Below are 26,323 nucleotides of genomic sequence, written 5' to 3' on the forward strand. Positions count from 1 at the left end.
GCAATCTACTAGGGGGATTAGAGAGATGAAGAGACAGGGAATATGGGTTCTATTAACCATCATGGCTATTGTACTAATTACAGGCTGCTCAGGATCCGGTTCAGGCGGCAAGGACGGGAAGCTGGTGATCGGCATAGACGACAAGTTCGCCCCGATGGGCTTCCGGGATGATGACAATGAGCTTGTCGGCTTCGATATTGACTATGCGCGAGCGGCTGTCAAGAAGATGGGCAAGGAGGTTACCTTCCAGCCGATTGACTGGTCCGCCAAGGAATCCGAGCTGAACAGCGGCCGGATTGATATGATCTGGAACGGATACACCATCACGGACGAGCGCAAGGAGAAGGTGCTGTTCACCAAGCCTTATCTGGAGAATAGCCAGGTGGTAGTCGTGCTGGCGGGTTCATCGCTGTCTGCGCTTAAGGATCTGGCCGGCAAAGAAGTCGGATTGCAAAGCCTCTCCTCTGCCGCCGATGCCCTGGATGCCAGTCCGATCAAAGCCGAGCTTAAGGACGTGTCCGAATACCCCGACAATGTCCTGGCTCTGACAGACCTCAAGTCCGGCCGTGTGGATGGGGTAGTTATTGATGAGGTTGTCGCCAGATATTACATAGCCAAAGAGCCGGATACGTATAAGCTGATGGAAGAATCACTGGCTCCTGAGCAATATGGTATTGGAATCAAGAAGGGCAATGATGAACTGCTGAAAGAGCTGCAGAAGGCGCTGGATGAGCTGAACAGTGACGGAACCGCCGCTGAGATCTCAACCAAGTGGTTCGGAGAGAACAAGGTATTGAACTAGATGCTATCGTTTAGGAGCCGGTTAAGACATGGATATCGATTATATTATTAGAATTTCCGGACCGATGCTTGAAGGCGCCCGGACCACGGTGCTGCTGTTCCTGATCGTGATCGTGCTGTCCATTCCGCTCGGGATGGTGGTCACTCTGATGGCCAAAAGCACGCTAAAGCCGCTGGCCTGGATCGCACACGCTTATATTTACGTCATGCGCGGAACGCCGCTCTTGCTGCAATTGTTCTTCTTCTGCTTCGGTTTGCCGCAGATTCCCGTAATCGGGCAATATCTGGTTATGGACCGTTTTGTAGCGGCCAGCCTGGGCTTTATTCTCAATTACGGCGCTTATTTCGCCGAGATTTTCCGGGGCGGGCTGCTCTCGATCGATAAAGGTCAGCATGAGGCGGCCAAGGTGCTCGGACTTAGCCGGTGGCAGACGCTGCGCAAGGTCATTCTTGCCCAGATGTTCCGCGTGGCGCTGCCTGCGGTTGCCAATGAGTCGATTACACTGGTCAAGGATACCGCTCTGCTGTATGCCGTGGCCGTACCGGAGCTGCTGAATTTCGCCAAGACGGCGGTGAACCGTGATTTCACTGTCACTCCTTTTGTCGTAGCGGGCGTCATTTATCTGCTGATGACACTGGTGCTGACCTTATTCTTCAAGCTGCTGGAGAAACGTTTCAAATTTGAGTAGAAGGGCTGTTTGGCTATGAGTAGCATGATTGAAGTACGGCAATTGAAGAAGGACTTCGGCAGCCTCAGCGTGCTGAACCAGATAAGCTTTGACGTGAAGCCCGGCGAAGTCGTTGCGGTGATCGGACCCTCAGGCTCCGGCAAAAGCACCATGCTGCGCAGTCTCGTACATCTGGAGGAAGTCACCGGAGGCAGCATTTCAATCTGTGGGAAAACCCTGGTTCAAAACGGGCGCTACGCCAGTACAGCGGAGATTAGAGACATCACTTCAAGTATGGGGATGGTGTTCCAGCATTTCAATCTGTTTCCGCATCTCAGCGTAAGGGACAACCTGGAGCTTGCCCCCAGAACGCTGAAGCGGGAGAGTGTGCAGCAGATTACGGCGAAGAGCCGGGAGCTGCTCTCCAAGGTAGGCCTCTCCGACAAAGCAGACGTCTACCCCTCCACGCTGTCGGGCGGGCAGAAGCAGCGGGTCGCCATCGCCCGGGCGATGATGCTCAGCCCGGACATTCTACTGTTCGACGAGCCGACCTCGGCGCTCGATCCCGAGCTGACCGGCGAGGTGCTGCGTGTCATCCGCCAGCTTGCCGAGGAGAACATGACGATGATGATCGTCACCCATGAGATGAGCTTCGCCCGCGATGTCGCCGACCGCGTCTTCTTCATGGACAACGGGGACATTGCCGAATCCGGCACACCCGACGAGATCTTCGGCAGTCCGAAGCTGGAGCGGACACGGGCCTTCCTGACCCGGGAGTAAGTATAGTGGATGCTTATAAGGACTTGGTTAATGCGAGTCCTGATTAGAACGCGGCGAGCAAAACGTGCAGCTTGAACGCCTTATTTAATCATCCCCAGTTCGATCACTTGGATAATCAGGAATGGATCTGGCAGGTTGTTCATCTGTTGCAAGAGCAATCTACCGATGAACGTGTATTGAGTAAGATGTTTAAGAAAACATCGAAGTAGCTAATTACATTTCAAAGGAACTTATAAAAAAACAAACACACCGGAAATCATCATTTATGGATTGATTTCCGGTGTGTTTGTTTTAGTTTGTCGCATTAACGCATAGCTATGGGCGCAGCGGAGGATGCAAGTGGATTTAGTCCATCTAATTTTGCGTATAGATACACTTTTCAAACATTAGTTGGATAAACAACACTTACTCGAGCCGACTTTCGGCGAATCCTTATAATTGGGAAGATTAGATGTACTTTTTCCAACTGCTTCCCCGTAACCGTCCATTCGGCGCGAAATAAGTGCCTTTTTTCCATCTCTGTCCCAAGCTCGGCCCAACCCCACTCTTACTTCAACCTACTCGCTCTTACTTCACCCGACCCACACTTTCTCTGTCACACTCACGCGCTAATCCGCCCTTAATCTACCTTATTTCACTCCACATTCTCCCCCGCATCCGAAGGCGGCGCCGTGCCCCCGGGCACCGGCTCCAACGGTCCCATCGGCGCTGCCGGCTCCGGCTCCTCCTCCCAGCGCGTGCGGATGAAGAGCTGATAGAGCTTGACGATGATGATTTTGAGCATCATATAGACCGGAATAATGACCAGAATGCCGATAATTCCGCCGAAATCGCCGCCGGCCAGGACGAGGATGATCGTGGTCAGCGGGTGGATATCCATGCTTTTGCCGAAGATATATGGGGCCACCAGGTTATCCTGAATCTGCTGCGCAACGAGCACGACCACAATTGACCAGACCGCCGTAGACGGGGACTCGATCAGACCGAAGATGAAGATCGGCACGGTAGACAGAATGGCTCCGATAAAAGGGATGAAGTTCATCAGCACCGCTACCATTGTCAGCAGCAGCGCATACGGCAGGCCGATGATCAGGAACCCGATGTACATCAGGACGCCGAGCGCCAGATTGACCAGCACTCTGCCGACGATGAAGCTGCCCATCACGCCGTCAATCTCGGCAATCACCCCCGCGCCCTCCTCGTGATACCGTTTGGGGAAGAAGCTCACGAGCTTATCGCCGAACTTCCCGCCTTCCTTCAGCATGTAGAACAGCAGGATCGGAAAGGTGAACAGCACAATCGCAAAATTAGAGACAAAGGAGAACAGCCCGGACACATAGCCCGTTGCCAGCGAGAAGCCTGTATTCAAATAGCCCATTAATTGGCTGGACAGGTTCATATTCTCGGGAATCAGACCCGACAGCAGCTCAGTGTTCTCCAGCTTACTTAACTGCTCTCCAACTGCTCTCAGCACCCCCGGCATATTGTTGCCCAGGTTCAGCAGCTGACTTTGCAGCGATGGCCAGACGCCTACCGTGAAGCCCAGCAGCAGAATAGCAATGACCAGATAGACCAGCAGGATCGCCAGCGTCCGCTTCAATTTGCGCGAGGACAGGAAGTCGATCAGGGGCCGAAGCAGATAATAGAAGAATACGGCCAGCATTAACGGCACCATCACAACATTGAACAACGAGATAATAGGGGTAAAAATAAAGTCTACCAGTGAGCTGACATAGATAATTCCCAGCACCAGCAGCACGGCAATACAAATGCGGATGAACAAATTCAATTTGGCCATAGTGGGCTCCCGTTCCGTTATTTTGAACAGCGTTTCTTGTTCACTTAAATATAGCCGGGGTTTCTTAATTCAAACTAAACCAAGTCTAAAGATAAGCTAAAGATTCGGGATGGAGTGAACGCATGATCACAATCGAAACGGAAGTCCCGCTAGAATGAAGCAGCCGTCAGTGCAGGTTAGCCGATGGTCTCCACCACGTTACCCTCTTGGTCTTTGATGTAGGTCTTTCTTACCTGCACCTTCAGTTCTTTGGCGGTGGACAGCCGGAATTCGCCTTCCTTGGGCTGGAGCTTCGTTTCCAGCTCCAGGATAGCTGCTTCACTCAGGCTGATACGGACGATCTCCCCGTCCTGTACACAGCCAGTCTCTTCAGCCGGTTCTAGCAAGATCTGTAGCTTCGGGCAGGTTAACCTCAGCGGCTTCCCCTTCAGCAATCGTCCGCGCAGCAGGCTGGCTACTGACGCGGCCTGCCGAGCCCCAATGGTCAGGACCGCCGGTGCGGTGCCCAGCAGACGGCTTTTTGCAGGCTCGAAGCCCAATTCATCTACATACAGGATACCCGTCTGGGACCCGTCACGCTCGATGCCCAGGCGAACTGCTTCCTTAATAGCCGGAAGCCGGAGCAGCGAATCCCGGGCAAGATCAGTGATATATGCGGGGAGCATCTCCTCGCTGGCGTGCAGGAATGAGGTCGTATTCCAGGTCATCATGGCTTCCAGTTCATCTGCTGTAATTCCGACCATCTGCAGAAATTCAACCCGCCCATTGGGCGTATCCACAGCTGGAAGCTCCGGGTCATCAATGAAAGCCAGCGCAGTCAGCCGGGTGTCCGCGCCCAGACAGATGGGACCGTTCGCATCCAGATAATGACCAGAGGCAAAAATATTCCCGCTGGAGAATACATACCGGGCCATATTCTGGAGCAGACTGATCCCCCAGGCCGGAGGCTCCTGTTCTCCGGCACTACGAGCCAACCGGAAGGTCAGCTCGAAGCCGTACCCGCTGTATTCGAGGTTCTCCGACTCCTTATCGTACAGCTCAGAGAAACCGAAGGTTACGAAATGCCAATGCGGATAAGGCTGCTGCGCTTCATAGGCGCTGATTCCGCTCAGCGGGTCTTTACCCCCCAGCCTATAAGGCAGCATTGCAGCATAATGCTTCGGCTCCTGCTGTCCGTACAACCTCTTCATCTGATCTTCAATGGCATCCCAGCCGGTTGCTTCCACTTCTTCCTCGCTCATGTTCGTACCCTCCAGTCTAAGATTTATGTATAGCCGGAGCACCCGCCCCCGGCCTTTAATCTCCCATTGATTACCCGTAATTCCGCTGGCATAACCAGCGCAGCCTCCCCTATAGACGCGGCAAAAAAACGGCAAGCTCATTCGTTGAGCTTGCCGTTTCAGTAATTAGTTAATGCCAACCAGCAGGTTCTTGCGGGCTACGCCGCTCTTAACTGCCGCTTCGGCTACAGCCATGCGAATTCTCTCTACTACACGCGGATCGAAGGCGTCTGGGATGATATATTTCTCATGCAGCTCAGACGGGTCAATCACTGAGGAGATCGCCTCTGCTGCTGCCAGCTTCATGTCTTCATTGATATCCGTAGCTTCACAATCCAGCGCTCCTCTGAATATTCCAGGGAAGCACAGAACATTGTTAATCTGATTCGGATAGTCAGAACGTCCGGTCGCCATGACTCTTACATGCGGCGCAGCAATCGCGGGATCAATCTCCGGCATCGGGTTCGCCATAGCGAACACAATCGGATCTGTAGCCATGTTCAGCACATCTTCCAGCTTCAGCACATCCGGTGCAGAGACTCCGATGAAGACATCCGCGCCTTTGATCACATCGGACAGACTTCCGATTTCAAGATAAGGGTTCGTAATCTGGGCGTAATCGCTCCAATGGCTGCGCTCATAATCCGCAAGCCGGTTAATCGCGCCCTCCCGGTCCACGCCGATCAGGTTCACCGCTCCGGCATGCAGCAGCATTTTGGAGACGGAGATGCCTGCTGCACCTATGCCGTTGACTACGATTTTGACATCCTTAATATCCTTGCCGCATACCTTGAGTGCGTTCAGTAGTCCGGCAGTTACGACAATTGCCGTACCATGCTGATCATCATGGAAGACCGGAATGTCCAGCTCGGCTCTTAGTCTGGCTTCAATCTCGAAGCAGCGCGGAGAGGAAATGTCCTCCAGGTTAATGCCGCCGAACGTCGGGGCAAGTGCTTTTACAATCGCAATAATCTCTTCAGTATCCTTGGTGTCCAGGCATATCGGCACGGCGTCGACGTCTGCGAACTGCTTGAACAGCGCCGCTTTGCCCTCCATAACCGGCATGGCTGCCTTCGGCCCGATATCGCCAAGCCCCAGTACAGCCGTGCCATCAGATACGACAGCTACGGTATTCTTCTTCGTGGTTAGCTCATAGGCCTGGGACTGATCGTCGGCAATCGCCTGACAGACCTTCGCTACACCCGGCGTGTAGACCTTGGACAGGTCGTCTTTGCACAGAATCGGATGCTTCAGGGTAGTTTCGAGCTTACCGCCTTTATGCAGCAGCATAATTTCTTCTAATAGTTCCATGAGTAACTCCTCCATTCAACTGGTTAACCGTTTGTTCCATTCATCTCAGATCTTTCTATATATAGCGGAGCTTCCTGCATCCGGAACCTTACCAGACCCGTATGCAGGCCCGTCAACTTTGCATTACATATACTCCCTTAGTCATTCTCCGCGATAAGTATCGGATTGGCAAGATAAAAGCTGACACCTGAAAATTGTCCACGATTTCGACACGATTGGATGCGATTTCATGTGATTCAGGCGTATCGTCTACTGATTGAGCACCCTGATCAACCGCCCCATACAGAGATGAGCAGCGTGGCTACAACTACTGTAATCGCTCCGCCGATACGGGTGGAGATCTGTGCGAACGGCATCAGCTCCATGCGTCCCGAGGCAGACAGAATAGCTACATCGCCTGTTCCGCCAAGGCCGCCGCGGCAGCCGGTAACAATGGCCGCTTCAACCGGGTACATGTTGACCCATTTGCCGGTAAAATAGCCCGTGATCGTCATCGCCACGATAACGGTAGCACAGACAATAATATAAGGAAGCGAGATCAGGGCTGCGACATCCTTCAGCGGAATGTACAGCATCCCCAGGCCGACCATGAGCGGCCAGGTTAAAGTGCCGGACACAAGCTTGTAGAGCTGATAAGCGCCCTGCTCGATTTTGGACGGGAGCAGCTTGGAAATCTTGAGTAGTGCCGCTGCGAAGATCATCAGGATCGGACCTGGAACGCCGACAAACGGCGACAGCAGATGACCGGTGATGAACAATCCGCAGGCGAACAGCAGGCCCGCGCCCATCAGCAGGAAGTCCGGCTTTGCACTGTCATACGTGCTGCCCGCCAGCTTCTGGCCATCCTTCGATTTCACCAGGACACCGTTCCCGGTGATGGACGGATTTTTGTCAGCCATTCGCTTGAGCAGTCCGGCAACAATAATTGCAAACACATTACCGATAACCGCCGCTGGAATCATCTGAGCTACATAAGAACCAGATTCCCCGCCTAGGATCTGCGAGAACGCGATGGACAGCGGGAGAATGCCTTCACCGACGCCGCCGCCGATAATAGGTACGATAATGTAGAACAGTGTCCGGTGTGCACTATAGCCGAGCAGCATGCCCACGCCCATCCCCGCAGCCACTGCGGCGAGGGTTCCGGCCATCATCGGGATGAAGATGCGGATGAAGCCGTTAATCAGCGTGGTCCGGTTCATCCCTGTAATACTTCCGGCTACCAGAATCGAGATGTACAGGTAGAGGAAGTTCGACGTTTTCATCAGCGTGTTGACCGATTCGAGCACCGAAGGATCAAGCACATTCCAGAAGACCAGGAAGGATGGGATCATTAGGGAGAGGATCGCGGGACCGCCGATATTTTTCAGAATCGGAAGCTTGAAGCCCAGATCACTGAGCAGCACCCCCAGTACAATAATTACTGCAAAGCCGCCGATCATGTCGTTTGGCAGTTCACCAAGCACAGAAGCCGCAAAAATAACGAGTGCAAAAACCACATACAATGGGAGCGGAATAACGCCTACCTTTAAGTGCAGAACCTTCTGGACCAAATTTGGTTCACCTTGCTTCAGTACATGCTGCTGTTCCGGTACCGAAAGTGGGGGTTGAATTGCTTTTTGCATGTTTACCTTACCTCCTTAACTCTTTTACAAATTCATCATAGCTGCTTTGAAAGCGCTTTTGTTTTTATGAAAGTAATAAAGGGATTTTGTAAATTATTAAAGTAAGCGCTATCAGGAGAGGGCAGGTTACTTCAGGTGCATTAGTGCCCCTCATTTCGGGCTTCCGCCCCACTTTTGGCCAAGTCAAAGGGATTTATCCCTTTCATTTCAACATCCAGCCGACTTTCAGCCCCCAGCCCACTTCCGCTGTCTCCGCAACACAAAAAGCTCCGCCGCAGGTTGTGCGGCAGGAGCTCCAGAATTAGTTAGTATTCTCAAATATACTTAGTAATTAATCCCTTACCGTTCGGAGCGAGCCGGTATTTCTGCACAGGCCTGCCGATACTCCCGTAGACGAGGTCCATCTCCAGCACGCCCATCTCGGTTAACCCGATCAGGTATTTGCCGGCGGAGACGCGGGAGATGCCGGATACCGCCGAGATATCCTCAGCGGAGAACAGCTCGCTGCCGCAGGCCTCCACGGCACGCCAGATGGTCTGGAGCGTCTGACGGGTGAAGCCCTTGGCCAGCTCCTGCGAGGACGTCCGTTCCTGCTTGAACCGGGACAGCCTGTCCAGCTCCGACTGGTTCAGCCGCTCCTGGCTGCGGAACAGCTTGTTCTGCTCCCGGTATCCGTTCAGCGCGGCCCGGAGCCTGGAGAACTCGAACGGCTTGATCAAGTAGTCCACCGCCCCGTTCTGCAGCGCTTCTTGGATGCTCTCCTTGTCGCTCGCCGCCGAGATCACGATGACATCGATCTTCACACCTCTGCGCCGGATCTCGGACAGCAGCTCCAGCCCGTTGCTCTCCTTCATGTAAATATCCAGCAGAATCAGGTCGTAGGCCTGCTTCTCCAGCATACCCAGCACTTCTTCCGCCGAGCTGGCCCAGCCATCGGCACGGAAGCCCTCCACCTGCTGCAGATAAAACTTGTTCATCTCCGACACCATGGGATCATCTTCAACAATAAGTACTTTTATCATAATGGCTTATCATCACTCTTCATGGGCTCTCCACCCTTTTTATGGTTTATCTTAATTCTTCGCTCTATACGGGATCTCCACCGTGAATTCGGTGCCTTCCCCTTCCCGGCTGTTATACGTAATCGTTCCGCCCAGCTTGTCTACACTTCGCCGTACCAGATACAGCCCTACGCCCCGGTCGCCGCCTTTGGTCGAATAGCCCTGTTCAAACAGGTGAGCTCCATTCTCCGCAGCTATGCCTGTCCCGTTATCACTGACCTCGAGTGTAAGCTGGTTGTCCTTATGCCGGAACCCAATCTCGATCTGCTTGTTGTCCGCACCTTGGAGCGCTTCCAGCGCATTGTCCAGCAGGTTGCCCGCTATCGTGACCAGCTCCCGCGCCACCTCGTGATCCGCCGCTTCAGGCAGCATGCCGTCATCCCGGATAACCAGCCGTACATCGGCCTCCCGGATTCTGCTGAGCTTGCCGAGCAGGAAACCGACCATCACCGGGTCTTTGACCTGCCGGACCACCGAATCAGCCTCTGTCTGGATGCTCTGTACAATATCCGTAAGATATTCCTCCAGCCGGCTGTAGCTGCGCATATTGGTCAGCCCCATGATGACATGGAGCTTGTTCATGAATTCATGGGTCTGCGCGCGCAGCGCCTCGGCGTACAGGGAGATGCCGGAGAGCCGCTCCATCAGAATACTGATCTCGGTCTTATCCCGGAACGTGGCAATAGCGCCTTCGATAATTCCGTTCACCCGGACCGGAACCACATTCACCAGCAGCGTGATGCCGCTCTGCTCCACTTCCTTATCCTGCAAGGCTTCCCCTGTCTCCAGCACCTTCTCCATCCGCAGCAGCGGCCAGAACTGCCCGGCCTGCCTGCCTACCGGTTCCTGGTTCAAGCCGACACTGCCCATCAGCCTCCGGGCTTCGGCATTCACCAGGGTAATCCGCGATTCCTTATCGACGGCCAGAATTCCCTCCTTGGTCGATTGCAGCATAGCGCTGCGCTCCTCCAGCAATTTGGCAATTTCTCCCGGCTCCATGCCGAACATCATCCGCTTGATTTTGCGGGCCAGCAGGATGGCACCGAATATCCCCATCAGCCCGCCGACCAGGATGCCCGAATAGATAATCCAGCGGTTCTGCTGAACAGCAGAACGGACGCTGCCAAGCGATATGCCTACAGCTACTGCTCCAACCTGCTTGCCGTCAGGGGCGAAGATCGGTGAGAACGCTCTCACAGAATAACCGAGCGAGCCTTCAGCCACGGATATGGTCTCCTTGCCATGCAGCGCATCCGTCTCATCCCCGCCCATGAAGTGCTTGCCGATCAGGGCCGGATCGGGATGGGAACGGCGAATACCTCCCATATCCATCACCACCACGAATTGAACGTCATTGATGGCGCTGATATCGGTTGCATAACGCTGGATGCTGCCGGAATATGCCTCTGCAACCAGTTCGTCCACCACCCCCGGTGTACGCGAGACCGTGCGGGCAATGGTGATGGCCTTGTTCTCCAGAGAAGCCCGGGCCTCTTCGGAGAATCTCATGCCGAACATCACATACACAATCAGCAGCACCAGCACGACGATCAGGCAAATCATCAGGGTGATGGTGGTCTGAAGGCGCAATCTTTTTGTACCAATTCTCACAATGCTCCACCTTCAGGAAATTTTTCTCGATTATAACGCAAAAGCACTCAAAGCGCGATAATCACAATTCTAAGTAAATTCTGCTATGACTCCGTAATCACCGACTGGTTCCGCCCTCTGCTCTTCGCCAGATACAAGGCCTGATCCGCCTTCACAAGCAGTCCCGTAAAGTCCGCAGCATGCGAAGGATAGTGGGCGATCCCCTGTGAAATCGTAAGCTGCGCCGCAATCGGCGCCTGGCTCCGCTCGACAGCAAGACGGATTCGCTCAGCAGCGCTGAAGGCCTTCGCAGGCGTAGTCCGGGCCAGCAGGATAACGAATTCCTCCCCGCCGTAGCGGTAACAGACATCATCCGGGCGAAGCGAGGTCACAATAACCCGGACAACATGCTTCAGAACTTCATCGCCCAGCTTATGGCCATACGTGTCATTGACAAGCTTGAACTTGTCTACATCCAGCATCACCAGTGAAAAAGGAACCCCGGAGCGCATCCGCTGGCTGATCGTATGCTCCAGGGACCTGCGGTTCATCAGACCAGTCAGCACATCCGTTTCGGCTTGATGAGTCAACTGCTCGGTCTGCTGCTGGATATTGGCCAGGGCAAGCAATACACCGTCTGTCAGTAAATATGCTTCCCGGCTCCAATACCGCTTCGCTTCCTGTAATTCTATCTGCTCCTTGCCCATTCTGCTCACGACATCTGCCAGATAGACGAAGGGACGCGCAAACTTGCGCGCCAGCAGGATAACGCCCAGCAGTAGCAGAATGAACGGTATGGAGGAATACCCGATCAGGGTACGGAAATGCCCTATCAGCTCCTGATGAATCCGGCTAATCGGGGAGACAACCACAATGCCCCAGCCATTAGCGGGCACACTGGAATAACCGGCCAGCATCTCGATGCCCCGGGTGTTCGTGACACTCTGTTCTCCGCTTTGCTTATTCATCAGCTGCTGCACAACCTCATTACTGCTGACATCTGTGCCAATCCGCGCCTTATCCGGGTGATACACCAGATGCCCTTCGGAATCCACAATATAATAATAAGACCCCGAGTCATCCTCCTGTCCATTGTCAAAAATCTCAGACAGAACGTTATTCTCCTGAAGGTAGATGGTGCCGCTAAGCATTCCGGCGTAGGTCCCCGCAGTATCGAAGATGGGCTGGCTCAAAAATACAATTAACCGCTTGGTATTGGCCGTCAAATAAGGGGAAGAAATATACGGCTTGCGGAGCGCTAATGCTTCCTTACTGTTCGTTGAGGTGATGTGCTTGCCTGTAGTCCCTAAGCTGGCAGGTGAAACATTGCGAATGAGTCCGCTGGCATCAACCACCGTGATGGAATTGAAGAAATTGCTGCTGCTGCGCATCAGATCCAGAGAATCATTCACTTCCTGCGGCGGCATAGCTTCTATGTCAGACAGTCTGGCGGCGTTGTATTCCAGAGTCCCGTGCATGGACTGAAATAAGGAATCCATCGTCTTGGACATCCGGTCAGCATTGAGGTAATTCAGATGAAGCGTGGTCTCCATTAAGGACCGCTTCTTGGACTCATACGAACCGAGCAGAAGAATACTTGAAGTTAGCAAAACCACCAGCGTCACCAGACCTGTGAGCAGCGTGGTAAGGCTCAGCTTTTGACTTTGACGAAGCTTGCGCTTCAACCTTATATACAAACCCGCAATCCTCCTTGGAACAAAAAACGCAATGATATATCCATCATACCGCAAATACTGATAATGTTCGACAGCGGATTTATGGCAGAACAGGCGGCGAATATCACCCGGACATAGCAGAATAAGCCCGCAGCAGCAGGGCTCATCTTCAAGCTTTTAGTTACAGTTCAGGTTCACCCTGCGCCTGCAAAATCTCATCCACCCGTTCCTTGGCACCCTCCCAGGAGGTCATCAGCGGAAAAGAGTATTTCTCCCGTGCCCTCAGGTTCCACGGATGCGGAATACAGAGCACCTTCTTCCCTGCCTGAACGGCGGGCAGCAGGTTATGCGGGCCGTCATCAATCAGCAGATCGTAGCCGATCAGATGCTTCCGCTTGCAGGTGAAGAAATTGTCGGCCGGGATGTACGGCATGTGCTTTTGCAGCCAGTTCCATTTCTCCAGCACCGTCTTCGGGACAGCGGCCGTCACAATAATAACGTCATAAGCGTTGTGCAGCTTCTCCATCTCTTCCACCACATATTCGTCGAACAGCTCCAGCTCCTCGTAGAGGCCGGGTCTGCCGAAGAACAGGTCCATGGTGCTCTCCGGATGACGCAGATGGTCCGTGTTCCAATCCATCATATCTTCGTAGCGTAGCGGATGTGTAGGAAACTCAATGTTATTGTGGTATATCGCACGCTTCACGAGATGGCAGATCGTATCGTCCATATCAACGGCGATGATCGGTTTGCGCATTGAATCTCCTCCATGTACACTTTCATTCATTTTCATTTATTATAGGCAACCGGGGAATAAGTGTCCAGACATCAGCCAGACTCAACATCAAAAAGCACATGCCTCCTTCACAGGGACACATGCTGTGCTGCCTATTCCTATCCACTTTTTTCCCCTTTATCTCCGCGACCGTCCCTTGACCAGGTTGATCACGAACAGGACCGCTGCGACAAACAGCAGAAGATGAATCATGTTGCCCATGAAATTAAAGATAAGGCCTAACAGCCATACTACCACTACAAGTCCGATTAATCCCCACAGCATATGCTTACCGCCTTTCTCTTCCGGTTTGATTTGTATGTACTTTACCCTTGTGGAGGGGAATTTAAACGGCTGGTCCGGCAGATCCGTCTGTGGAGACAGCTGTTTTTTCAGGTATTAGGACATTGCTTAATTGCGGGACAGGCTGTTATACTGTTTCTTAAATAATACAACTGTATTGTAAAAAAGGAGACGAACCTATCCCCATGACCCACTCTTCAAGTCACCCGAAGAACACAGCCCCGAAACTGCGGAGCAGACTGCTTAAGCTGCTGCTGTTCCTTCTATCTGCCGTCCTGCTTCTTGCAGGATCAGGGTTCCTATATGAAGCCATTGCCGCAAGCTCCGCTCTTAAAAGCTATCCTGCACCGGGTCAGCTGGTGGATGCCGGAGGCTATAACCTCCATATTCGCCAGTTAGGCACAGGAGCTCCCACTATTATTCTTGAGGCAGGCAGCGGTGAAACCAGCCTGTCGTGGGGAGATATTCCTGAACAGTTAGCTGAACATGCTACCGTTGTCACTTACGATAGGGCCGGGTATGCCTGGAGTGAGCAGGCGGATACGGAACGCTCAGGCGCCAATATCGTGCGTGAGCTGCATACGGCACTGAAGAATGCAGATTTTCCCGGCCCCTACTTGATGGTCGGCCACTCTCTCGGCGGCATGTATGCCCGGCTGTTCACTCAGACTTACCCGGACGAAGTAACCGGACTGGTGCTGATCGATGCCAGACCCGAGAATGACGACCGCGAGACGAAGCCGATTCTGGCTGCCGAGAATATGGCCGGCAACCCCAGCGCTTCCCTGCTGAGCCTGCTCAAGCGATCCGGGGCGCTTCGGCTGTTCCAGGACCAGCTCCTCGCAGGCCTGGTTGCGGAGCAGGACCGGGCACAGTTCATTAACGTTATTTCCACGCCTGCCTATTTCGCTGCCAAGGAGCAGGAAGCAGCGCTGGCAAGCTCTACCGAGGATGTGATCCGTGGACAGCACTTCGGCTCGCTCCCGGTGAAGGTGATCGCCCGTGGCCTGCCCCAGGACTATGCCTCCTTCGGAATCTCCGGGGAAGGCGGCCGCAGGCTCGAAGCCATCTGGCAGGAGGGCCAGCGTAATATGCTGAAGCTCTCTTCCAATAGTGAGCTTATAGTCGCCGAGAATAGCGGCCATATGGTCATTCACGACCAGCCGGAGCTGGTCGTCCAGACCATCCGCAGGATGCTCGCCACAGGGAAGTAACCTTAATTGAAGCAAATTGTATTCAGCAGGATATTTCATGCTGTACTCATTAAGGGTACATCGGCTTGATTGCATTCCAGTTGGCATGCATATACGAGGTTACCGGAGAACAGCCCTTGGGCATCAGAATGCCAAGCCCATAGCTATGCTCGAATTGAACTGCATAGTACTGCATCTGAAGCTCTCCCCACAGGCGGTGCACGCCGAAGTCGTCTTGCATAGCCGCAATATCATGGAACAGAATAACGCCGTTATCTGCCAGCTTCGGCAGCCATGACTCATAATCATGCTTGACCGCCTCATAAGTATGGAGACCGTCAATATGCAGCAAGTCGATGCTTCGGTCTGCAAATTGAAGCAATGCCTCGTCGAAGGTCATGCGCAGCAGGTGGGAGATTCCAGAGTAATAGGTGTTTGACGAAGATTGTACCGACTGATAAATAGATTCATCATAGAGCCCCGAATGCTGGTCGCCTAGCCACGTATCGACTGCGTAACATACCGTTGCAAGCCCATGATCCTTAACGGCCTGACAGAAGGCGAAGTGAGAAGCGCCATAATACGTCCCTAATTCTACGATTTTACCAGGCAGCATATGACAAACCAGGTCGTAAGCGAATCTGCGATGTCCTTCCCAGGCGGTATTCAGATTTGTTCCCCGCTCATCCGTTTCAAAAACAGGTCTTCTGCTATTCCATACCGTCATGTATGCTCCCCCCGCCCCAATAGATATACGTTAGTGTATTCGGAGCGAGTGGGATTGGCTTGGATATCTGTAACCGCCAAATCTGCTAAATTTTCAGATTGTCCGGATTCCCGCGCCAAGTAGAAACGGTACCGTCCTTTAAAAGGACGGTACCGTTTCAGCAAGAAATTCTACTTCGCTACCCGTAATCCGCAATAATCCATAATCAGTTCACTGAACAGCATATTCGACCAGGAGAACCACGGACGGGTAAATGCTGTGGCATCGTTGACAGAGAAGCCTTCATGGGTCAAGCCTGTGCCTCCATCCGTATCCTGAATCAGCCGCAGTAAGCGCTCTTTCTCGCTGCGCTCCGGTGACGTAAGTCCTTGCATGGACAAGGCGATGTGCCAGATGTAACCCTCCGGGGTATGCGGACTGCCTATTCCTTCAGCAACCTGCCCTTTATAGTAATAAGGATTGTCCTCGCTAAGGATAAATCTGCGGGTATTCCTGTACACCTCGTCATTCTCGTCGGTGTAGCCCAGGTAAGGCAAGGACAGCAGGCTTGGAACATTGGCATCATCCATAAGGTTGTAATGACCTAGCCCGTCTGTCTCATAAGCATAGATTCTCCCATAGACCGGATGATTATAGATACCATGCTCCTGTATCCCCTGATTGATCTCCTGGCCCAGCTTCTGCGCCGTTGCCGCAAGCTCCTGATCCCCGTATATCTCTTGAGCGATCTCTTTCAGATAGCGAAGGACCACCACAGCGAACATATTGGACGGCACCAGATAACCATACTCACAGCAGTCATCACTTGGCCGGAAGCCTGACCAGGTCATCCCGGTATAAGCGGTTTCGCTTCCTTTGCCCTCCCGGGTCAAGGTATCCGTGAGCGGTGCATCCAGCCTCTGGAACCGGTAGCCCGACTCCGTCTCATGACGCTGCTCCACTCTCCACAGCTTCATAATTTCAAGCGCTGCGTTGCGGAAGGTCTCATCGAACTGCGTGACGCAGCCGCTGTTCTTCCAGAGCAGATAACTGAGCTGAATCGGATACGCCAGCGAATCAATCTCATACTTGCGCTCCCAGATCCATGGGCTCATGGCGGTAAGATCCGATTGGTGTCCGTGTCCGTTCGCCTCTTCATTGAAGGCATTGGCATACGGATCAAGCAGAACATAATTCATCTGCCGCTTCACCAGACCCGCAATCATTGCCTCCATATTAGGGTCTTCTGCGGCAAGCAGCAGATACGGGCGAACCTGGGCGGCGGAATCACGCAGCCACATAGCTGGTATATCACCTGTTATAACGAAGGTGGTACCATCCGCTTTCTGCGAAATGGTGGTGCCAATAGTATTGATAATGCACTCCTCGAACATCTTGGCCAGCTTGGAAGAGTCTGGCAACTCCCCTTGCACCTTGCCGATCAAATCATACACAGACTTCGGGATTTCATTCTGTAGCTTCACGGGTGTATGCTGCACCTCTAAATGGTATATATCAGTATTTCAAACGCTTTCATTATAGTAAACAATTAATATTAATATGTCAATATATTAATGGTATATTTATAGAGTTTAATGTCCTTGGTATATATAGTATATTCAGTCGAAAACTGAACAAAAAAAGCCCCCGCATTGGAGGCTTTGATCTTACTCCCGCAGTTGGGCTTTCAAGAATTCCAGGTACTTTACTCTGACAGGTCAGTCCTTGCGGACCGGTGCTGTTGACTTGCCCTCCCCCACTCTATATTCATGATTAGGAATCCGCTCACGCAGCGTATGAAAGATCATTTCGTACATCGGCCTCGAGCCTGAGTCATTGGCCATATCAAGCACCTCCATTACCGCTTTCTCTTGGAAAGGCACAACCTAATATACCATGTTATATTAGTGATGTGAAGAATGTTATTTCCGGGACACCGGATAGTAAGCCTTCCCTCCTAACATAATAAGCATACTGATTAAAGGAGGAGCGTCACAATGTCAAAAGAACGTCTACGGATTGCCGCCTTGGGCGGCGTCCATGAGATCGGCAAGAATATGTATATCCTGCAATATGGTGACGATATTATCGCCATAGACTGCGGGTCCAAATTCCCTGATGAGAGCCTGCTGGGCATTGATCTGATTATCCCAGATATCGCTTACCTGCTGGATAACCGGGATAAGGTCCGGGCCCTGATTGTTACCCACGGGCATGAAGACCATATCGGCGGCATTCCCTACCTGCTTAAGCAGATGAACCTTCCGCTCTATGCCTCCCGCCTGACCCTTGGCCTGATCAGGACTAAGCTCAAGGAGCACGGTCTGCTCCGGGATGCCCAGCTTCACCGTATTGATGCCGATTCCGAGCTCACCTTCGGTGAGGTGACCGCCACCTTCTTCCGGACCAACCACAGTATCCCGGACTGTCTGGGAGTGGTGTTCGATACCCCTGAAGGAACGGTTGTCCATACGGGAGATTTCAAATTCGATATGACTCCAGTGAACAAGCAATACCCGGATATTCACAAAATGGCTGCGATCGGCATGAGAGGCGTCCGCTTCCTGCTCTCCGAGAGCACGAATGCGGAACGTCCCGGCTTCACCCCTTCCGAGCAGCTGGTCGGTGCGCATATGGAGGAGGCCTTCAAGCAGGCGGAGCGCCGTATCTTCGTCTCCACCTTCGCCTCCAATGTCCACCGGCTTCAACAGATTGTGGATGCTGCCGGAGTGACCGGACGCAAGCTGGCCTTACTGGGCCGCAGCATGGTGAATGTTGTGGGCGTGTCCAGGGAGCTGGGGTATCTGATCATCCCTGATGGAATGCTGGTCGAGCCTGTAGAGGCCGCGAAGCTTCCGCCGCAGGAAGTGGCTGTTCTGTGCACAGGCAGCCAAGGTGAGCCGATGGCTGCGTTATCCCGGCTGGCGAATGCAAGCAACCGGCAGATGGAGATCCAGGCCGGAGACACCGTGCTGCTCGCAGCGAATCCGATACCGGGCAATGAACGCAATGTATCGCGGATCGTGGACAATCTCTATATTCTCGGAGCTAAGGTCATCTACGGCTCACGCAGTGAGCTGCATGTCTCCGGCCACGGCAGCCAGGAGGAATTGAAGCTGATGCTGACCCTGATGAAGCCGGAGTACTTCATTCCGATCCACGGCGAATACCGGATGCTGCACCATCACCGGCTATTGGCTGAAGGGGTCGGGGTGGAGGGAGATCATATTTTCCTGCTTAAGAACGGCGAGGTTGTAGAGTCGGCAGGCGGAGTGGTGCGCCAGGCGGGACGGGTCACAGCGGGGCAGATTTTCGTGGACGGGCTGGGGATTGGCGATATCGGCAATGTGGTGCTGCGGGACCGCCGCCAGTTGTCGGCAGACGGGGTGCTGATTACTGTAATTACCCTAAGCCAGGCTGATGGACGGCTGCTCAGTGAGCCGGATACCATCTCACGCGGGTTCATCTATGTCCGCAATTCAGACAGCCTGATGGATGAGATTAACCAGCTCGTTAAGGCCACTCTCCAGAAAATGAGTCCAGCGGATCTCGGCCAATGGAATCTGATCAAGCAGACGCTGAAGGATACCCTTAGCAAGTTCCTGTATGAGCGGACGAAGCGCCGTCCGATGATCCTGCCGATAATTATTGAGGTGTAGGGGAGAAGAAAATACTAGATGTTTGAAGTCGAGGCGTAATCGTCACTGCGGTGAACATTTGGACTTCCGGCCGCTGTTGTCTCCATTTCCTGATTTAGACCGCTGTTTGCGGTAGAAATCCGGAGACAAAGCGGACGCTACCGCTCCTACAGTTCCAAATTCCCCCTCCGTTCCTTTCGCTTGTCGCATTTTTCTTTAGTGTTTTTTATTTTATGGTGTAGAAGAGAAATCAAATCACCTTACGAGTGAAGGATGCTGGTGCCTTCTCTCACCGACCGCTTGTATGGAGCATTGTTGCAATTATTGCAGGAATCCTCTATACCTATTACTGGATGAAGTGGAATGTTGCATGAATTGCATAAATTTCGGTGATTAGAGCAAGTTTGCGCTGGATTTGTTGCATTTTGTGCAGGAGTTCAGCGTAGACCGCTTCTATGGGGCAGGATTGTTGCACTTCGTGCAGGATTTCTCTACAATTGTTACTGGCTGTAAGCATGGAGCCCATCGCTCATCGTGGCAGCATCCACTGTATTCAGTTTTTCGCATACGGTACCGTTTCAGCGAGAAATAGAAGGATAATTTATCGTGTGAAACATATAAATTCTATTTCAAATAAGGGGCGCCTCATATGGGGCGCCCCTTCAACCATAAAAACATACACACATGCCTTACTTACCACCTACCGAGCCCGTTGGCGCAAAGGACTTCCTTTCTTCGCCAACGAATTCCGCTCTGTCCGGCCTTCCCCTTCGGAATCCTCCTTGTTGGGTCTTACCGCGAAGAAGCTCAACAGTCCGCCGACGGCCCCGACGCCCGCCATAGTGAAGAACAAGGTCCAGTGTCCCCGGTTCATCAAGAGGGACACCACCGGCGGGCCCAGCGCGACCCCGATGAATCTCATGCTGCTGTAGAGGGAAGTAATCGTGCCCCGGTTCTCCTTCTCGATGCCTTCGGTAATCAGCGCATCCATGCAGGGCAGGACCACCCCGATCCCGATTCCACTTAGACTCAGGAATCCGACCATGTAATAGATGTTCTCATTGAAGCCGGTAATCAGCGTGGCAGCGGTCAGTAAGGCCATGCCGCCGAAGCCGAGCCATTTCATGAGCAGCTTGTTTTTGCCGATGATCTTACCGCTTCCGTAAGAGGCCAGACATAGCAAAGCAAGCGGAATGGCCAGTACAAAGCCTTTGTACGCCCCGTGCAGGTTATATTTCGATTCGAGGATTTCAGATAAATAGAACAGTACCCCGAAGGTGGCGAACATGCAAATGCCGCCGATGGCGAAGATGGCGTACAGCCAGCGGCCCTTCTCATGCAATACACTCTTAATGCCGCCTAGGAATTCCTTAAGGCTGGTCTTCTCCGCTTCCTCCTCCGCCTTGGGCTTCTTAACGAGGAAGGTCACAAGAATACAAGAAAACAGACACAACACAGGAATGGCGATAAAAGGCGCATACCATAGCAGCGTCCCCAGATAAGCACCCAGGATCGGGCTTACCACTTTTCCGAAGGTATTGGAAGTCTCAATAATTCCGAGCCCTTTGCTCACCTCCTTCTCATCCTTGAACAGATCACCCACGAAGGGAATAACGATGGGAAAAGCGCCTGCGGCACCGATCCCCTGGACGAAACGTCCGGCAAGAATGATCCAATACGCGCTCACTCCTGTGAAGAACCAGGCAGCGGCGACACAACCGGCACCGCCCAGGGCGGCCAGGATCAGGCTGGGCAGAATTACTTTTTTGCGCCCGAAGCGGTCCGATAAATAGCCGGCGATCGGGATCATTAGGATGGCGATTAGGCCATAGACCGTGATGATCATGCTGACTTGAAACGCGCTCACCCCCAGCTCCTTGGAGATCTGGGGCAGAATCGGCAATAGCATCGAATTGCCCAGTGTCATAATTAGCGGAATGGAGGCAAGCGCGATTAATGCCCCTTTTGAACCTTTTCCCCCTTGGGATTCTTTTGACCCGTTCATGGACGAACCACCTTCTTTTATATTCGCATCCTGCTTATTGTCGGTCTAACGGCTGTATTTATACCCCAAGAACTCTGCCCTTTACAATCAGATACCAGCCGTAACACAACGAACAGGCCAGTACATAGGATACGAACGTCCAGCCCAGGTTCCAGCCGTGAGCATACCTTACTTTGCCGCTAATGACTAAACAGAACTCAAACAAGGTTTTGCCGATCGTGAAGAGCAGAATCAGCAGCAGCGGATTTAGGGAAGACCTCCTTACCGTATAGATGAGCAGACAGGAGACCACCGGAAATACCCCCAGATTATAAGGAAGATACGAAATAACACCAGGCCCGGTCGGGGTGATGCTCCACCACTTCATGTGGTACCCGATCTCATCGAAGGCAAAGGCGATTACACTGGCAATCGGTGCGATATGAAGGATAACTGCGCTGTCTTTTCTGAGAAAATAACTGCCAATCCTCCAGGGAATGATCCAGCCGATAATCACGTTGATAAGCATTGGGTTCGATTCCTCCATCCGGCTTCACATCTGCTTATTATGGCATAACGAGGTGCCCCTTATCCGTGTAAAACAATTCACAACAATGCGCTGTAATATCTCCGTTTCCGGCAGGACATGCTACTCCATGTTCAAATCCAACCGTAAAGGAGCTTACACTTATGACAGGAATTCTAGGCGGCAACCCCAAGGATGAACCGATGCATTATGGAGAGATCTTCACTCTATGGGAGACCTCAATGGCAGCGAAGGGCGCTTTATCTGGCTACAGAGCTCATATGTATCATGCCGGAGACAGCGATCTGAAGAAGATTCTGGCTGCCATGATCGACCAGGCGGAGCTGGAGATCAGCGAATGCGACTCGCTGCTGGCTGAGCAGGGCATTGCTGCTGCTCCGGCGCTCCCGAACCGGCCTGAAGCGAGACTGGAGGATATTCCGGTGGGCGCACGGTTCACGGACCCAGAGATTGCGGCCATGGTTGCAGCCAGTCTGGCGGTTGGGATGGTTGCCTGCAGCCAGGCTATGGGGCAGTCCATCCGTGAAGATATCGGCGCATTGTTCGCCAAATATCATCTGACCAAGGCAGCCATCGGCGTGAAGAACCTGCATCTGCTGAAGAAAAAAGGCTGGCTAATCCCCCCGCCGCTGCTCGTGAAGAGACCTGAAACGGTCCACGCGTAACGCAGCAGTCCCCGGATTGATAGAGAGAAGAGGCCCGCAGTCATGCCGCGGGCCTCTTGCCTTGTCATATTGCTCAAACCGTTCTAGTCCTCCACACATTTCTTCACTGCTTATCTACGCCGTGAATCCACTGTAATTGGGTATACGCCTTCATAGGAATGCCCGATGTATTAAATACATCCTTGTCATTCACATATTTATGTTCATAAGTCACCGAATACTGCTTCTCCTGCTTTCCATTGAATTCTGCGTAGGTTTCAAGCTTCACTGGCAGACCCAGATCTGTATCGAGCGTTGCATATTCATGGACAACCACTTTGCTGCCTTCCGGCTGCCGGTCATCCTCCAGCATGTCCTTGCCGGAGAGCTTCACCAGCTTAGTCCCGTCCTTGGCTGTTGTAACGCCTTCGTTCTTCCAGCCCGCCCGGGCGAATTCAGCTTGCCGTTCAGCGAAGGATTTCCAGGTGTCCACACTAAGGGCTTCCTCAGTCGTCAGTTTAACGAATTTCCCGCTTACCGCTTTCCCGCTCTTGTCTCTTGACACCTCTACCCATTTCGTTCCCTTCTCCTGCAGATAATGGCTGACCGGATGGATCGTGCCATCGTCTTCTTTGGCCATCATGTCGATTCTCTTGTCCTGCGTGAGCGGATCAATCCAAGTCTCTACTACGGCGTTGACGCTGCCATTGTCCAGATAGGAAATTTCCTTGGTGTATTCAATCCCCTGATGCGTCTGCGCTGCGGCGAGCCGGGGAGCGGTGATTGCTTTTTTGACAGGCTGAGCTTCGGTCACAGCGTGCATTGTCAGATCTGCTGAGGCTGCGAAGGCTCCTGTTGCTGTAACCGCCAGGGATGCCATAATCGTGGATGCAATCAATATTTTTTTCATAATTCTGATCTCCTTTGAGTGAATGTATCAGAAACGGCCGGCCGCCTCTGTAATCCAAGAATATCAGGCGTCTGCATCCAATCCTCATCATAAGCCCATCATTTTAGCATCATTTGCAAGGTATCAGGGTGAGGACAAAATGATCGTGAACTGCTTACCATCATTGGCCAGAAAAAAAGAATAGGAGACACTATGCGTACCATCGGTATACTTATGAATTGCCAAAGGCTCAACCTGCGAGTCAGGGGCCCTGGGTCTGATTAACTCACCGGCGGAAGCCTCTGCATCGGACGTTACAAGCGTTAGCCCTGTATAAGTCTGCCAATGCAGATAAGCATTGCCGATATCGATAGCCAGCGCCTCGGCGTCCGAATTGATGTTCAGCTCATATATTGTATGGGTCTCCGCGTCCATCGTAAAAGAAATCCGGTACGAGTTAACCGGCATGGTTATGGCATAGAACGTAACGACCCGCTCCGGCTTCGTCGTATCGTAGACCGTAAAGGAAGACCCCTCGTATCCGCTATTGCTCAGGCCATCCGCAAGCCCCGGCAGCACCTTCGCTTCGCTCAGCCTCTCTAGTTCAGCCAAGCACTCCGCACCAAGCTTCTTCATCTCTGCCCCGGATAACTGTGTATTCTGAACGACTACGATGTTCGGGGACCCCATACTCTTCTCATAGAGGAGATGCATCTTGTCTATCATGCTGTAGGACGCGGTCTGGCCGCCTCCTTGATCTTCAAGGGTTCGGATATGGATCTGTCCCAGCACCCGCTGATCATTGATCGTGGTGAACAGCAGCGGAAGCAGGGCAGAGCAGGCCATTAATAACAACGGCACAAGATACAGGCTCAGCCTTCTGAAGGCTCTCATCGGGCACCTCCCTTAAGCAGAATAGAGACGGAGGTTCCCTGACCAGGGACACTGTTAAAAACCATCTCAGCCTGATGAATATCGATAATCTGCGAAGATAGGGTCAGCCCCAGTCCCGCGCCCCCCTTGGCTCTGGACCGCGATTGATCCGCCATATAGAAGGCTTCTGTGATTCTGGACAGCTCTTCCGGCTCCATCCCTGTCCCGTTGTCCGCAATCGTGATCCTGTACCCGCCCTGATCAACCTTGCCTGTAAAAGAAATACGTCCGTCACGCTCGACCGATTTCCTTGCATTATCCAGCAGGTTAAGGCACACCGTCTTCATCAGATCCGGTTCGATCAACAATGGCGCCTCCTCGGCAGCCAAGGTCAATTCTATCCCCTCGCGGCCAAGTATAGGTGAGATTACCGTTTGCACGGATTCAAACAAGTGGGAGGCCGGGACTCTTTTCATCGTGAACTCCTGTTTCTTCAGCACGATCAGCTCCATTAAGGTAAGCGACAGGGCTTCCAGTCTTCTTCCTTCCTGAAAAATATGATTGGCATAACGGATCACCAGCTCCTGATCCATATTCCGCGAACGGAGCATATCGGCGTATCCGATGATAGAAGTCATGGGCGTCTTCAGCTCATGCGCGAAGCTGGCAATGAAATTCTCCTGCCGGTGTGCCGCCTCCTCCAGCTCCCCCATCATCCGTTCCAGACTCTTCGACATCCGGCCGAAGGCCTTGGAGAGCTGACCAATCTCGTCATTGCTGCTAGGGAAGGACGGAAGCTGGAAATCCCCCTCTGCAATCTTCAGGGTAGCCTTGGCCAGCGTATGGATCGGCCTTGTCAGCCAGTAAGCAACGAACGAGATCAGAAGGAAGCTGAGACCAATCATCCCGGCGATCAAGCCGTAGAATATCTGGTATTGATTCTCCCGGCTAGTGAAGATGGAGGTGATATCGCGGTAGGTCTCCAGATAATAAGTCTCCCCGCCGGATTCCAGCGAGCTGGCCACCCGGATGAAGTATTGCCGCTCGCCCGCAGGCACGACCTCATGCGCTTGGGTATTACGCTCCAGCTTGCGGAGCAGTTGATGGTCCATTGCCGGCGCCCCGGTTGAATACAGGGTTTCATAATTACTGTAGCTGATGCGGAACGGTACGATGCCGCTCGAAGTGCTTACGGTAATGGACTCCAATGCGCTTTTCATCCGGCTGTCCGGCTGCCCCCGTACTGCAAGCTTCAGGGCCGCCCGCAGAATATCGTTCTCACGGATGGAATAGCCGGTCTCCTGCTTCAAGGCAGACTGAAAGAGGGTGTTGATCATAATGGTGCTGCCCAGGCTGAACAGGAACAGCGCAATAATGCTTGTACTGAAAAAAAACTTCCAGAACAGCTTCATGGATTCACCACAAACCGGTAGCCTACCTTATAGACAGCAATGATTTTATCCTCCCAGCCTATTTTTTTGCGCATTCGCTGCACATGGAGGTCAACGGTCCGGCTGTCGCCCATATAATCGTCGCCCCATATTTTCTCATAGATCTGCTCCCGGAACAGGGCGATGTTCTTGCTCCTTACGAAGAGCAGCAGCAGCTCATACTCCTTCAAGGTCAGAGAGATCGTCTCCTCTCCTCTGTTCACAGTCCTCGATAAGGTGTCGATGGTGATATCGGCGATTTCGAGGTAGCGGTCACTTTTTTTGTTGCGGCGCAGCACGCTTTCGACACGGGCCAGCAGCTCAATGATCTCAAAGGGCTTCACCAGATAATCATCCGCTCCCAGCTTAAGCCCCTTCACCCTGTCCTCCACGCCCGCTCTTGCCGTAATGCAGATCACGGGAATATCCCGGGGCTGGATATACTCCAGCAGCTCATACCCGTTAATCACAGGCAGCATAATATCCAGCAGAATCAAGTCGAAGCTGCCGCTCTCGATCAACTCGGCCGCCGCAGCCCCGTCATAAGCACAGATGCAATGGTACCCGGCATCGGTCAGATTAATTCGGATCAGCTCGGAGATATTCTTCTCATCTTCCACAATAAGGATAGTAATCATTCATCGTTCCCCTAACGCCACAGAATAAGTATAGTTATACTTCAGAATTGTATCATAGTTGCATCACGTAGCCGCCGCACAGAGCAAGATAACCCCACAAAGCATATAAATTT

Annotated in this window: 24 protein-coding genes; 6 read left to right on the plus strand and 18 right to left on the minus strand. The window is 52.7% G+C overall.

The window, feature by feature from the left end; translation table 11 throughout:
- Nucleotides 1–25 precede the first annotated feature (25 nt).
- Genes NST43_RS21295 through NST43_RS21305 form a run of 3 tightly spaced genes read left to right on the plus strand, consistent with a single transcriptional unit; the run spans nt 26 to nt 2,249 of the window.
- The gene (locus tag NST43_RS21295) at nt 26–802 is read left to right on the plus strand and encodes an amino acid ABC transporter substrate-binding protein (protein WP_339219233.1); all 777 of its coding nucleotides are present in this window, start codon (nt 26–28) and stop codon (nt 800–802) included.
- 28 nt (nt 803–830) lie between these two features.
- Nucleotides 831–1,490, plus strand: a complete 660-nt coding sequence (locus NST43_RS21300) for an amino acid ABC transporter permease (RefSeq protein ID WP_209984930.1) — start codon at nt 831–833, stop codon at nt 1,488–1,490.
- Nucleotides 1,491–1,505: 15 nt separating this feature from the next.
- Nucleotides 1,506–2,249 carry an amino acid ABC transporter ATP-binding protein gene (locus NST43_RS21305; RefSeq protein WP_339219235.1) on the plus strand — a complete coding sequence of 248 codons (744 nt, stop codon included), beginning with the start codon at nt 1,506–1,508 and terminating at the stop codon, nt 2,247–2,249.
- 634 nt (nt 2,250–2,883) lie between these two features.
- On the opposite strand, the gene NST43_RS21310 is transcribed toward NST43_RS21305, so the two are convergent.
- From NST43_RS21310 to NST43_RS21350, 9 genes are all read right to left on the minus strand, one after another.
- Nucleotides 2,884–4,047, minus strand: coding sequence for an AI-2E family transporter (locus NST43_RS21310; protein WP_339219236.1), 1,164 nt, complete (start codon nt 4,045–4,047; stop codon nt 2,884–2,886).
- Between the two features lie 176 nt (nt 4,048–4,223).
- Entirely contained in the window at nt 4,224–5,288 is a 1,065-nt protein-coding gene (locus NST43_RS21315) for a suppressor of fused domain protein (RefSeq protein WP_339219237.1), read from the minus strand.
- A 165-nt stretch (nt 5,289–5,453) separates the two neighbouring features.
- Entirely contained in the window at nt 5,454–6,638 is a 1,185-nt protein-coding gene (locus NST43_RS21320; protein WP_209984938.1) for a malic enzyme-like NAD(P)-binding protein, read from the minus strand.
- 269 nt (nt 6,639–6,907) lie between these two features.
- Nucleotides 6,908–8,263: a 2-hydroxycarboxylate transporter family protein gene (locus tag NST43_RS21325; protein WP_339219240.1), complete on the minus strand. Its 1,356-nt coding sequence runs from the start codon at nt 8,261–8,263 to the stop codon at nt 6,908–6,910.
- Between the two features lie 314 nt (nt 8,264–8,577).
- Nucleotides 8,578–9,285, minus strand: a complete 708-nt coding sequence (locus tag NST43_RS21330) for a response regulator (protein ID WP_209984943.1) — start codon at nt 9,283–9,285, stop codon at nt 8,578–8,580.
- Between the two features lie 51 nt (nt 9,286–9,336).
- A complete protein-coding gene (gene dcuS, locus NST43_RS21335; protein ID WP_209984946.1) occupies nt 9,337–10,935 on the minus strand; it encodes a DcuS/MalK family sensor histidine kinase in 1,599 nt (532 codons plus the stop codon).
- Nucleotides 10,936–11,018: 83 nt separating this feature from the next.
- Complete coding sequence (locus NST43_RS21340) at nt 11,019–12,611, minus strand: sensor domain-containing diguanylate cyclase (RefSeq protein ID WP_339219243.1); 1,593 nt, start codon at nt 12,609–12,611, stop codon at nt 11,019–11,021.
- 160 nt (nt 12,612–12,771) lie between these two features.
- Nucleotides 12,772–13,347: a hypothetical protein gene (locus NST43_RS21345; RefSeq protein WP_339219244.1), complete on the minus strand. Its 576-nt coding sequence runs from the start codon at nt 13,345–13,347 to the stop codon at nt 12,772–12,774.
- Between the two features lie 156 nt (nt 13,348–13,503).
- Nucleotides 13,504–13,650: a lmo0937 family membrane protein gene (locus NST43_RS21350; RefSeq protein ID WP_143804202.1), complete on the minus strand. Its 147-nt coding sequence runs from the start codon at nt 13,648–13,650 to the stop codon at nt 13,504–13,506.
- Between the two features lie 203 nt (nt 13,651–13,853).
- Here NST43_RS21350 and NST43_RS21355 point away from each other — a divergent pair, with 203 nt between their 5' ends.
- Nucleotides 13,854–14,882: an alpha/beta hydrolase gene (locus tag NST43_RS21355; protein ID WP_339219245.1), complete on the plus strand. Its 1,029-nt coding sequence runs from the start codon at nt 13,854–13,856 to the stop codon at nt 14,880–14,882.
- A 49-nt stretch (nt 14,883–14,931) separates the two neighbouring features.
- Here the strand turns inward: NST43_RS21355 and NST43_RS21360 are convergent, their stop codons facing one another.
- The 3 genes from NST43_RS21360 to NST43_RS21370 form a co-directional block, all read right to left on the minus strand.
- Nucleotides 14,932–15,588 (minus strand): class I SAM-dependent methyltransferase, encoded by a 657-nt coding sequence (locus tag NST43_RS21360; RefSeq protein ID WP_339219247.1) that lies wholly within the window; start codon nt 15,586–15,588, stop codon nt 14,932–14,934.
- A 170-nt stretch (nt 15,589–15,758) separates the two neighbouring features.
- Nucleotides 15,759–17,051, minus strand: a complete 1,293-nt coding sequence (locus NST43_RS21365; protein ID WP_339219248.1) for a glycoside hydrolase family 125 protein — start codon at nt 17,049–17,051, stop codon at nt 15,759–15,761.
- A gap of 234 nt (nt 17,052–17,285) precedes the next feature.
- Nucleotides 17,286–17,411, minus strand: coding sequence for a hypothetical protein (locus tag NST43_RS21370; RefSeq protein WP_339219250.1), 126 nt, complete (start codon nt 17,409–17,411; stop codon nt 17,286–17,288).
- 153 nt (nt 17,412–17,564) lie between these two features.
- On the opposite strand from NST43_RS21370, the gene NST43_RS21375 reads away from it, so the two are divergent.
- Complete coding sequence (locus NST43_RS21375; RefSeq protein ID WP_339219251.1) at nt 17,565–19,226, plus strand: ribonuclease J; 1,662 nt, start codon at nt 17,565–17,567, stop codon at nt 19,224–19,226.
- 679 nt (nt 19,227–19,905) lie between these two features.
- Here NST43_RS21375 and NST43_RS21380 read toward each other — a convergent pair.
- Both NST43_RS21380 and NST43_RS21385 read right to left on the minus strand, forming a co-directional pair.
- Nucleotides 19,906–21,210, minus strand: a complete 1,305-nt coding sequence (locus NST43_RS21380; RefSeq protein ID WP_339219253.1) for an MFS transporter — start codon at nt 21,208–21,210, stop codon at nt 19,906–19,908.
- Between the two features lie 58 nt (nt 21,211–21,268).
- A complete protein-coding gene (locus NST43_RS21385) occupies nt 21,269–21,718 on the minus strand; it encodes a CBO0543 family protein (protein WP_339219254.1) in 450 nt (149 codons plus the stop codon).
- Between the two features lie 161 nt (nt 21,719–21,879).
- Here NST43_RS21385 and NST43_RS21390 point away from each other — a divergent pair, with 161 nt between their 5' ends.
- Nucleotides 21,880–22,401: a DUF3231 family protein gene (locus tag NST43_RS21390; RefSeq protein WP_339219256.1), complete on the plus strand. Its 522-nt coding sequence runs from the start codon at nt 21,880–21,882 to the stop codon at nt 22,399–22,401.
- Between the two features lie 103 nt (nt 22,402–22,504).
- Here NST43_RS21390 and NST43_RS21395 read toward each other — a convergent pair whose 3' ends face one another.
- From NST43_RS21395 to NST43_RS21410, 4 genes are all read right to left on the minus strand, one after another.
- Nucleotides 22,505–23,290, minus strand: a complete 786-nt coding sequence (locus NST43_RS21395; protein ID WP_339219257.1) for a hypothetical protein — start codon at nt 23,288–23,290, stop codon at nt 22,505–22,507.
- 123 nt (nt 23,291–23,413) lie between these two features.
- Nucleotides 23,414–24,163 (minus strand): hypothetical protein, encoded by a 750-nt coding sequence (locus tag NST43_RS21400; protein ID WP_339219258.1) that lies wholly within the window; start codon nt 24,161–24,163, stop codon nt 23,414–23,416.
- Nucleotides 24,160–25,554 (minus strand): HAMP domain-containing sensor histidine kinase, encoded by a 1,395-nt coding sequence (locus tag NST43_RS21405; RefSeq protein ID WP_339219260.1) that lies wholly within the window; start codon nt 25,552–25,554, stop codon nt 24,160–24,162. The genes NST43_RS21400 and NST43_RS21405 overlap by 4 nt, the downstream gene beginning before the upstream one ends.
- A complete protein-coding gene (locus NST43_RS21410; protein ID WP_339219262.1) occupies nt 25,551–26,210 on the minus strand; it encodes a response regulator transcription factor in 660 nt (219 codons plus the stop codon). Before NST43_RS21410 ends, NST43_RS21405 begins: the two co-directional genes overlap by 4 nt.
- Nucleotides 26,211–26,323 lie beyond the last annotated feature (113 nt).

The sequence above is a fragment of the Paenibacillus sp. FSL H8-0332 genome (assembly GCF_037963835.1).
Classification (GTDB): domain Bacteria; phylum Bacillota; class Bacilli; order Paenibacillales; family Paenibacillaceae; genus Paenibacillus_AQ; species Paenibacillus_AQ rhizoplanae.

Excerpts from the sequence above, each read along its gene's own strand:
- NST43_RS21325 (WP_339219240.1), bottom strand. The coding sequence starts at position 8,263 with ATGCAAAAAGCAATTCAACCCCCACTTTCGGTACCGGAACAGCAGCAT.
- NST43_RS21295 (WP_339219233.1), top strand. The coding sequence starts at position 26 with ATGAAGAGACAGGGAATATGGGTTCTATTAACCATCATGGCTATTGTA.
- NST43_RS21405 (WP_339219260.1), bottom strand. The coding sequence starts at position 25,554 with ATGAAGCTGTTCTGGAAGTTTTTTTTCAGTACAAGCATTATTGCGCTG.
- NST43_RS21395 (WP_339219257.1), bottom strand. The coding sequence starts at position 23,290 with ATGAAAAAAATATTGATTGCATCCACGATTATGGCATCCCTGGCGGTT.
- NST43_RS21390 (WP_339219256.1), top strand. The coding sequence starts at position 21,880 with ATGACAGGAATTCTAGGCGGCAACCCCAAGGATGAACCGATGCATTAT.
- NST43_RS21385 (WP_339219254.1), bottom strand. The coding sequence starts at position 21,718 with ATGCTTATCAACGTGATTATCGGCTGGATCATTCCCTGGAGGATTGGC.
- NST43_RS21380 (WP_339219253.1), bottom strand. The coding sequence starts at position 21,210 with ATGAACGGGTCAAAAGAATCCCAAGGGGGAAAAGGTTCAAAAGGGGCA.
- NST43_RS21305 (WP_339219235.1), top strand. The coding sequence starts at position 1,506 with ATGAGTAGCATGATTGAAGTACGGCAATTGAAGAAGGACTTCGGCAGC.
- NST43_RS21370 (WP_339219250.1), bottom strand. The coding sequence starts at position 17,411 with ATGGCCAATGACTCAGGCTCGAGGCCGATGTACGAAATGATCTTTCAT.
- NST43_RS21345 (WP_339219244.1), bottom strand. The coding sequence starts at position 13,347 with ATGCGCAAACCGATCATCGCCGTTGATATGGACGATACGATCTGCCAT.
- NST43_RS21400 (WP_339219258.1), bottom strand. The coding sequence starts at position 24,163 with ATGAGAGCCTTCAGAAGGCTGAGCCTGTATCTTGTGCCGTTGTTATTA.
- NST43_RS21375 (WP_339219251.1), top strand. The coding sequence starts at position 17,565 with ATGTCAAAAGAACGTCTACGGATTGCCGCCTTGGGCGGCGTCCATGAG.
- NST43_RS21350 (WP_143804202.1), bottom strand. The coding sequence starts at position 13,650 with ATGCTGTGGGGATTAATCGGACTTGTAGTGGTAGTATGGCTGTTAGGC.
- NST43_RS21300 (WP_209984930.1), top strand. The coding sequence starts at position 831 with ATGGATATCGATTATATTATTAGAATTTCCGGACCGATGCTTGAAGGC.
- NST43_RS21410 (WP_339219262.1), bottom strand. The coding sequence starts at position 26,210 with ATGATTACTATCCTTATTGTGGAAGATGAGAAGAATATCTCCGAGCTG.
- NST43_RS21360 (WP_339219247.1), bottom strand. The coding sequence starts at position 15,588 with ATGACGGTATGGAATAGCAGAAGACCTGTTTTTGAAACGGATGAGCGG.
- NST43_RS21320 (WP_209984938.1), bottom strand. The coding sequence starts at position 6,638 with ATGGAACTATTAGAAGAAATTATGCTGCTGCATAAAGGCGGTAAGCTC.
- NST43_RS21355 (WP_339219245.1), top strand. The coding sequence starts at position 13,854 with ATGACCCACTCTTCAAGTCACCCGAAGAACACAGCCCCGAAACTGCGG.
- NST43_RS21315 (WP_339219237.1), bottom strand. The coding sequence starts at position 5,288 with ATGAGCGAGGAAGAAGTGGAAGCAACCGGCTGGGATGCCATTGAAGAT.
- NST43_RS21330 (WP_209984943.1), bottom strand. The coding sequence starts at position 9,285 with ATGATAAAAGTACTTATTGTTGAAGATGATCCCATGGTGTCGGAGATG.
- NST43_RS21310 (WP_339219236.1), bottom strand. The coding sequence starts at position 4,047 with ATGGCCAAATTGAATTTGTTCATCCGCATTTGTATTGCCGTGCTGCTG.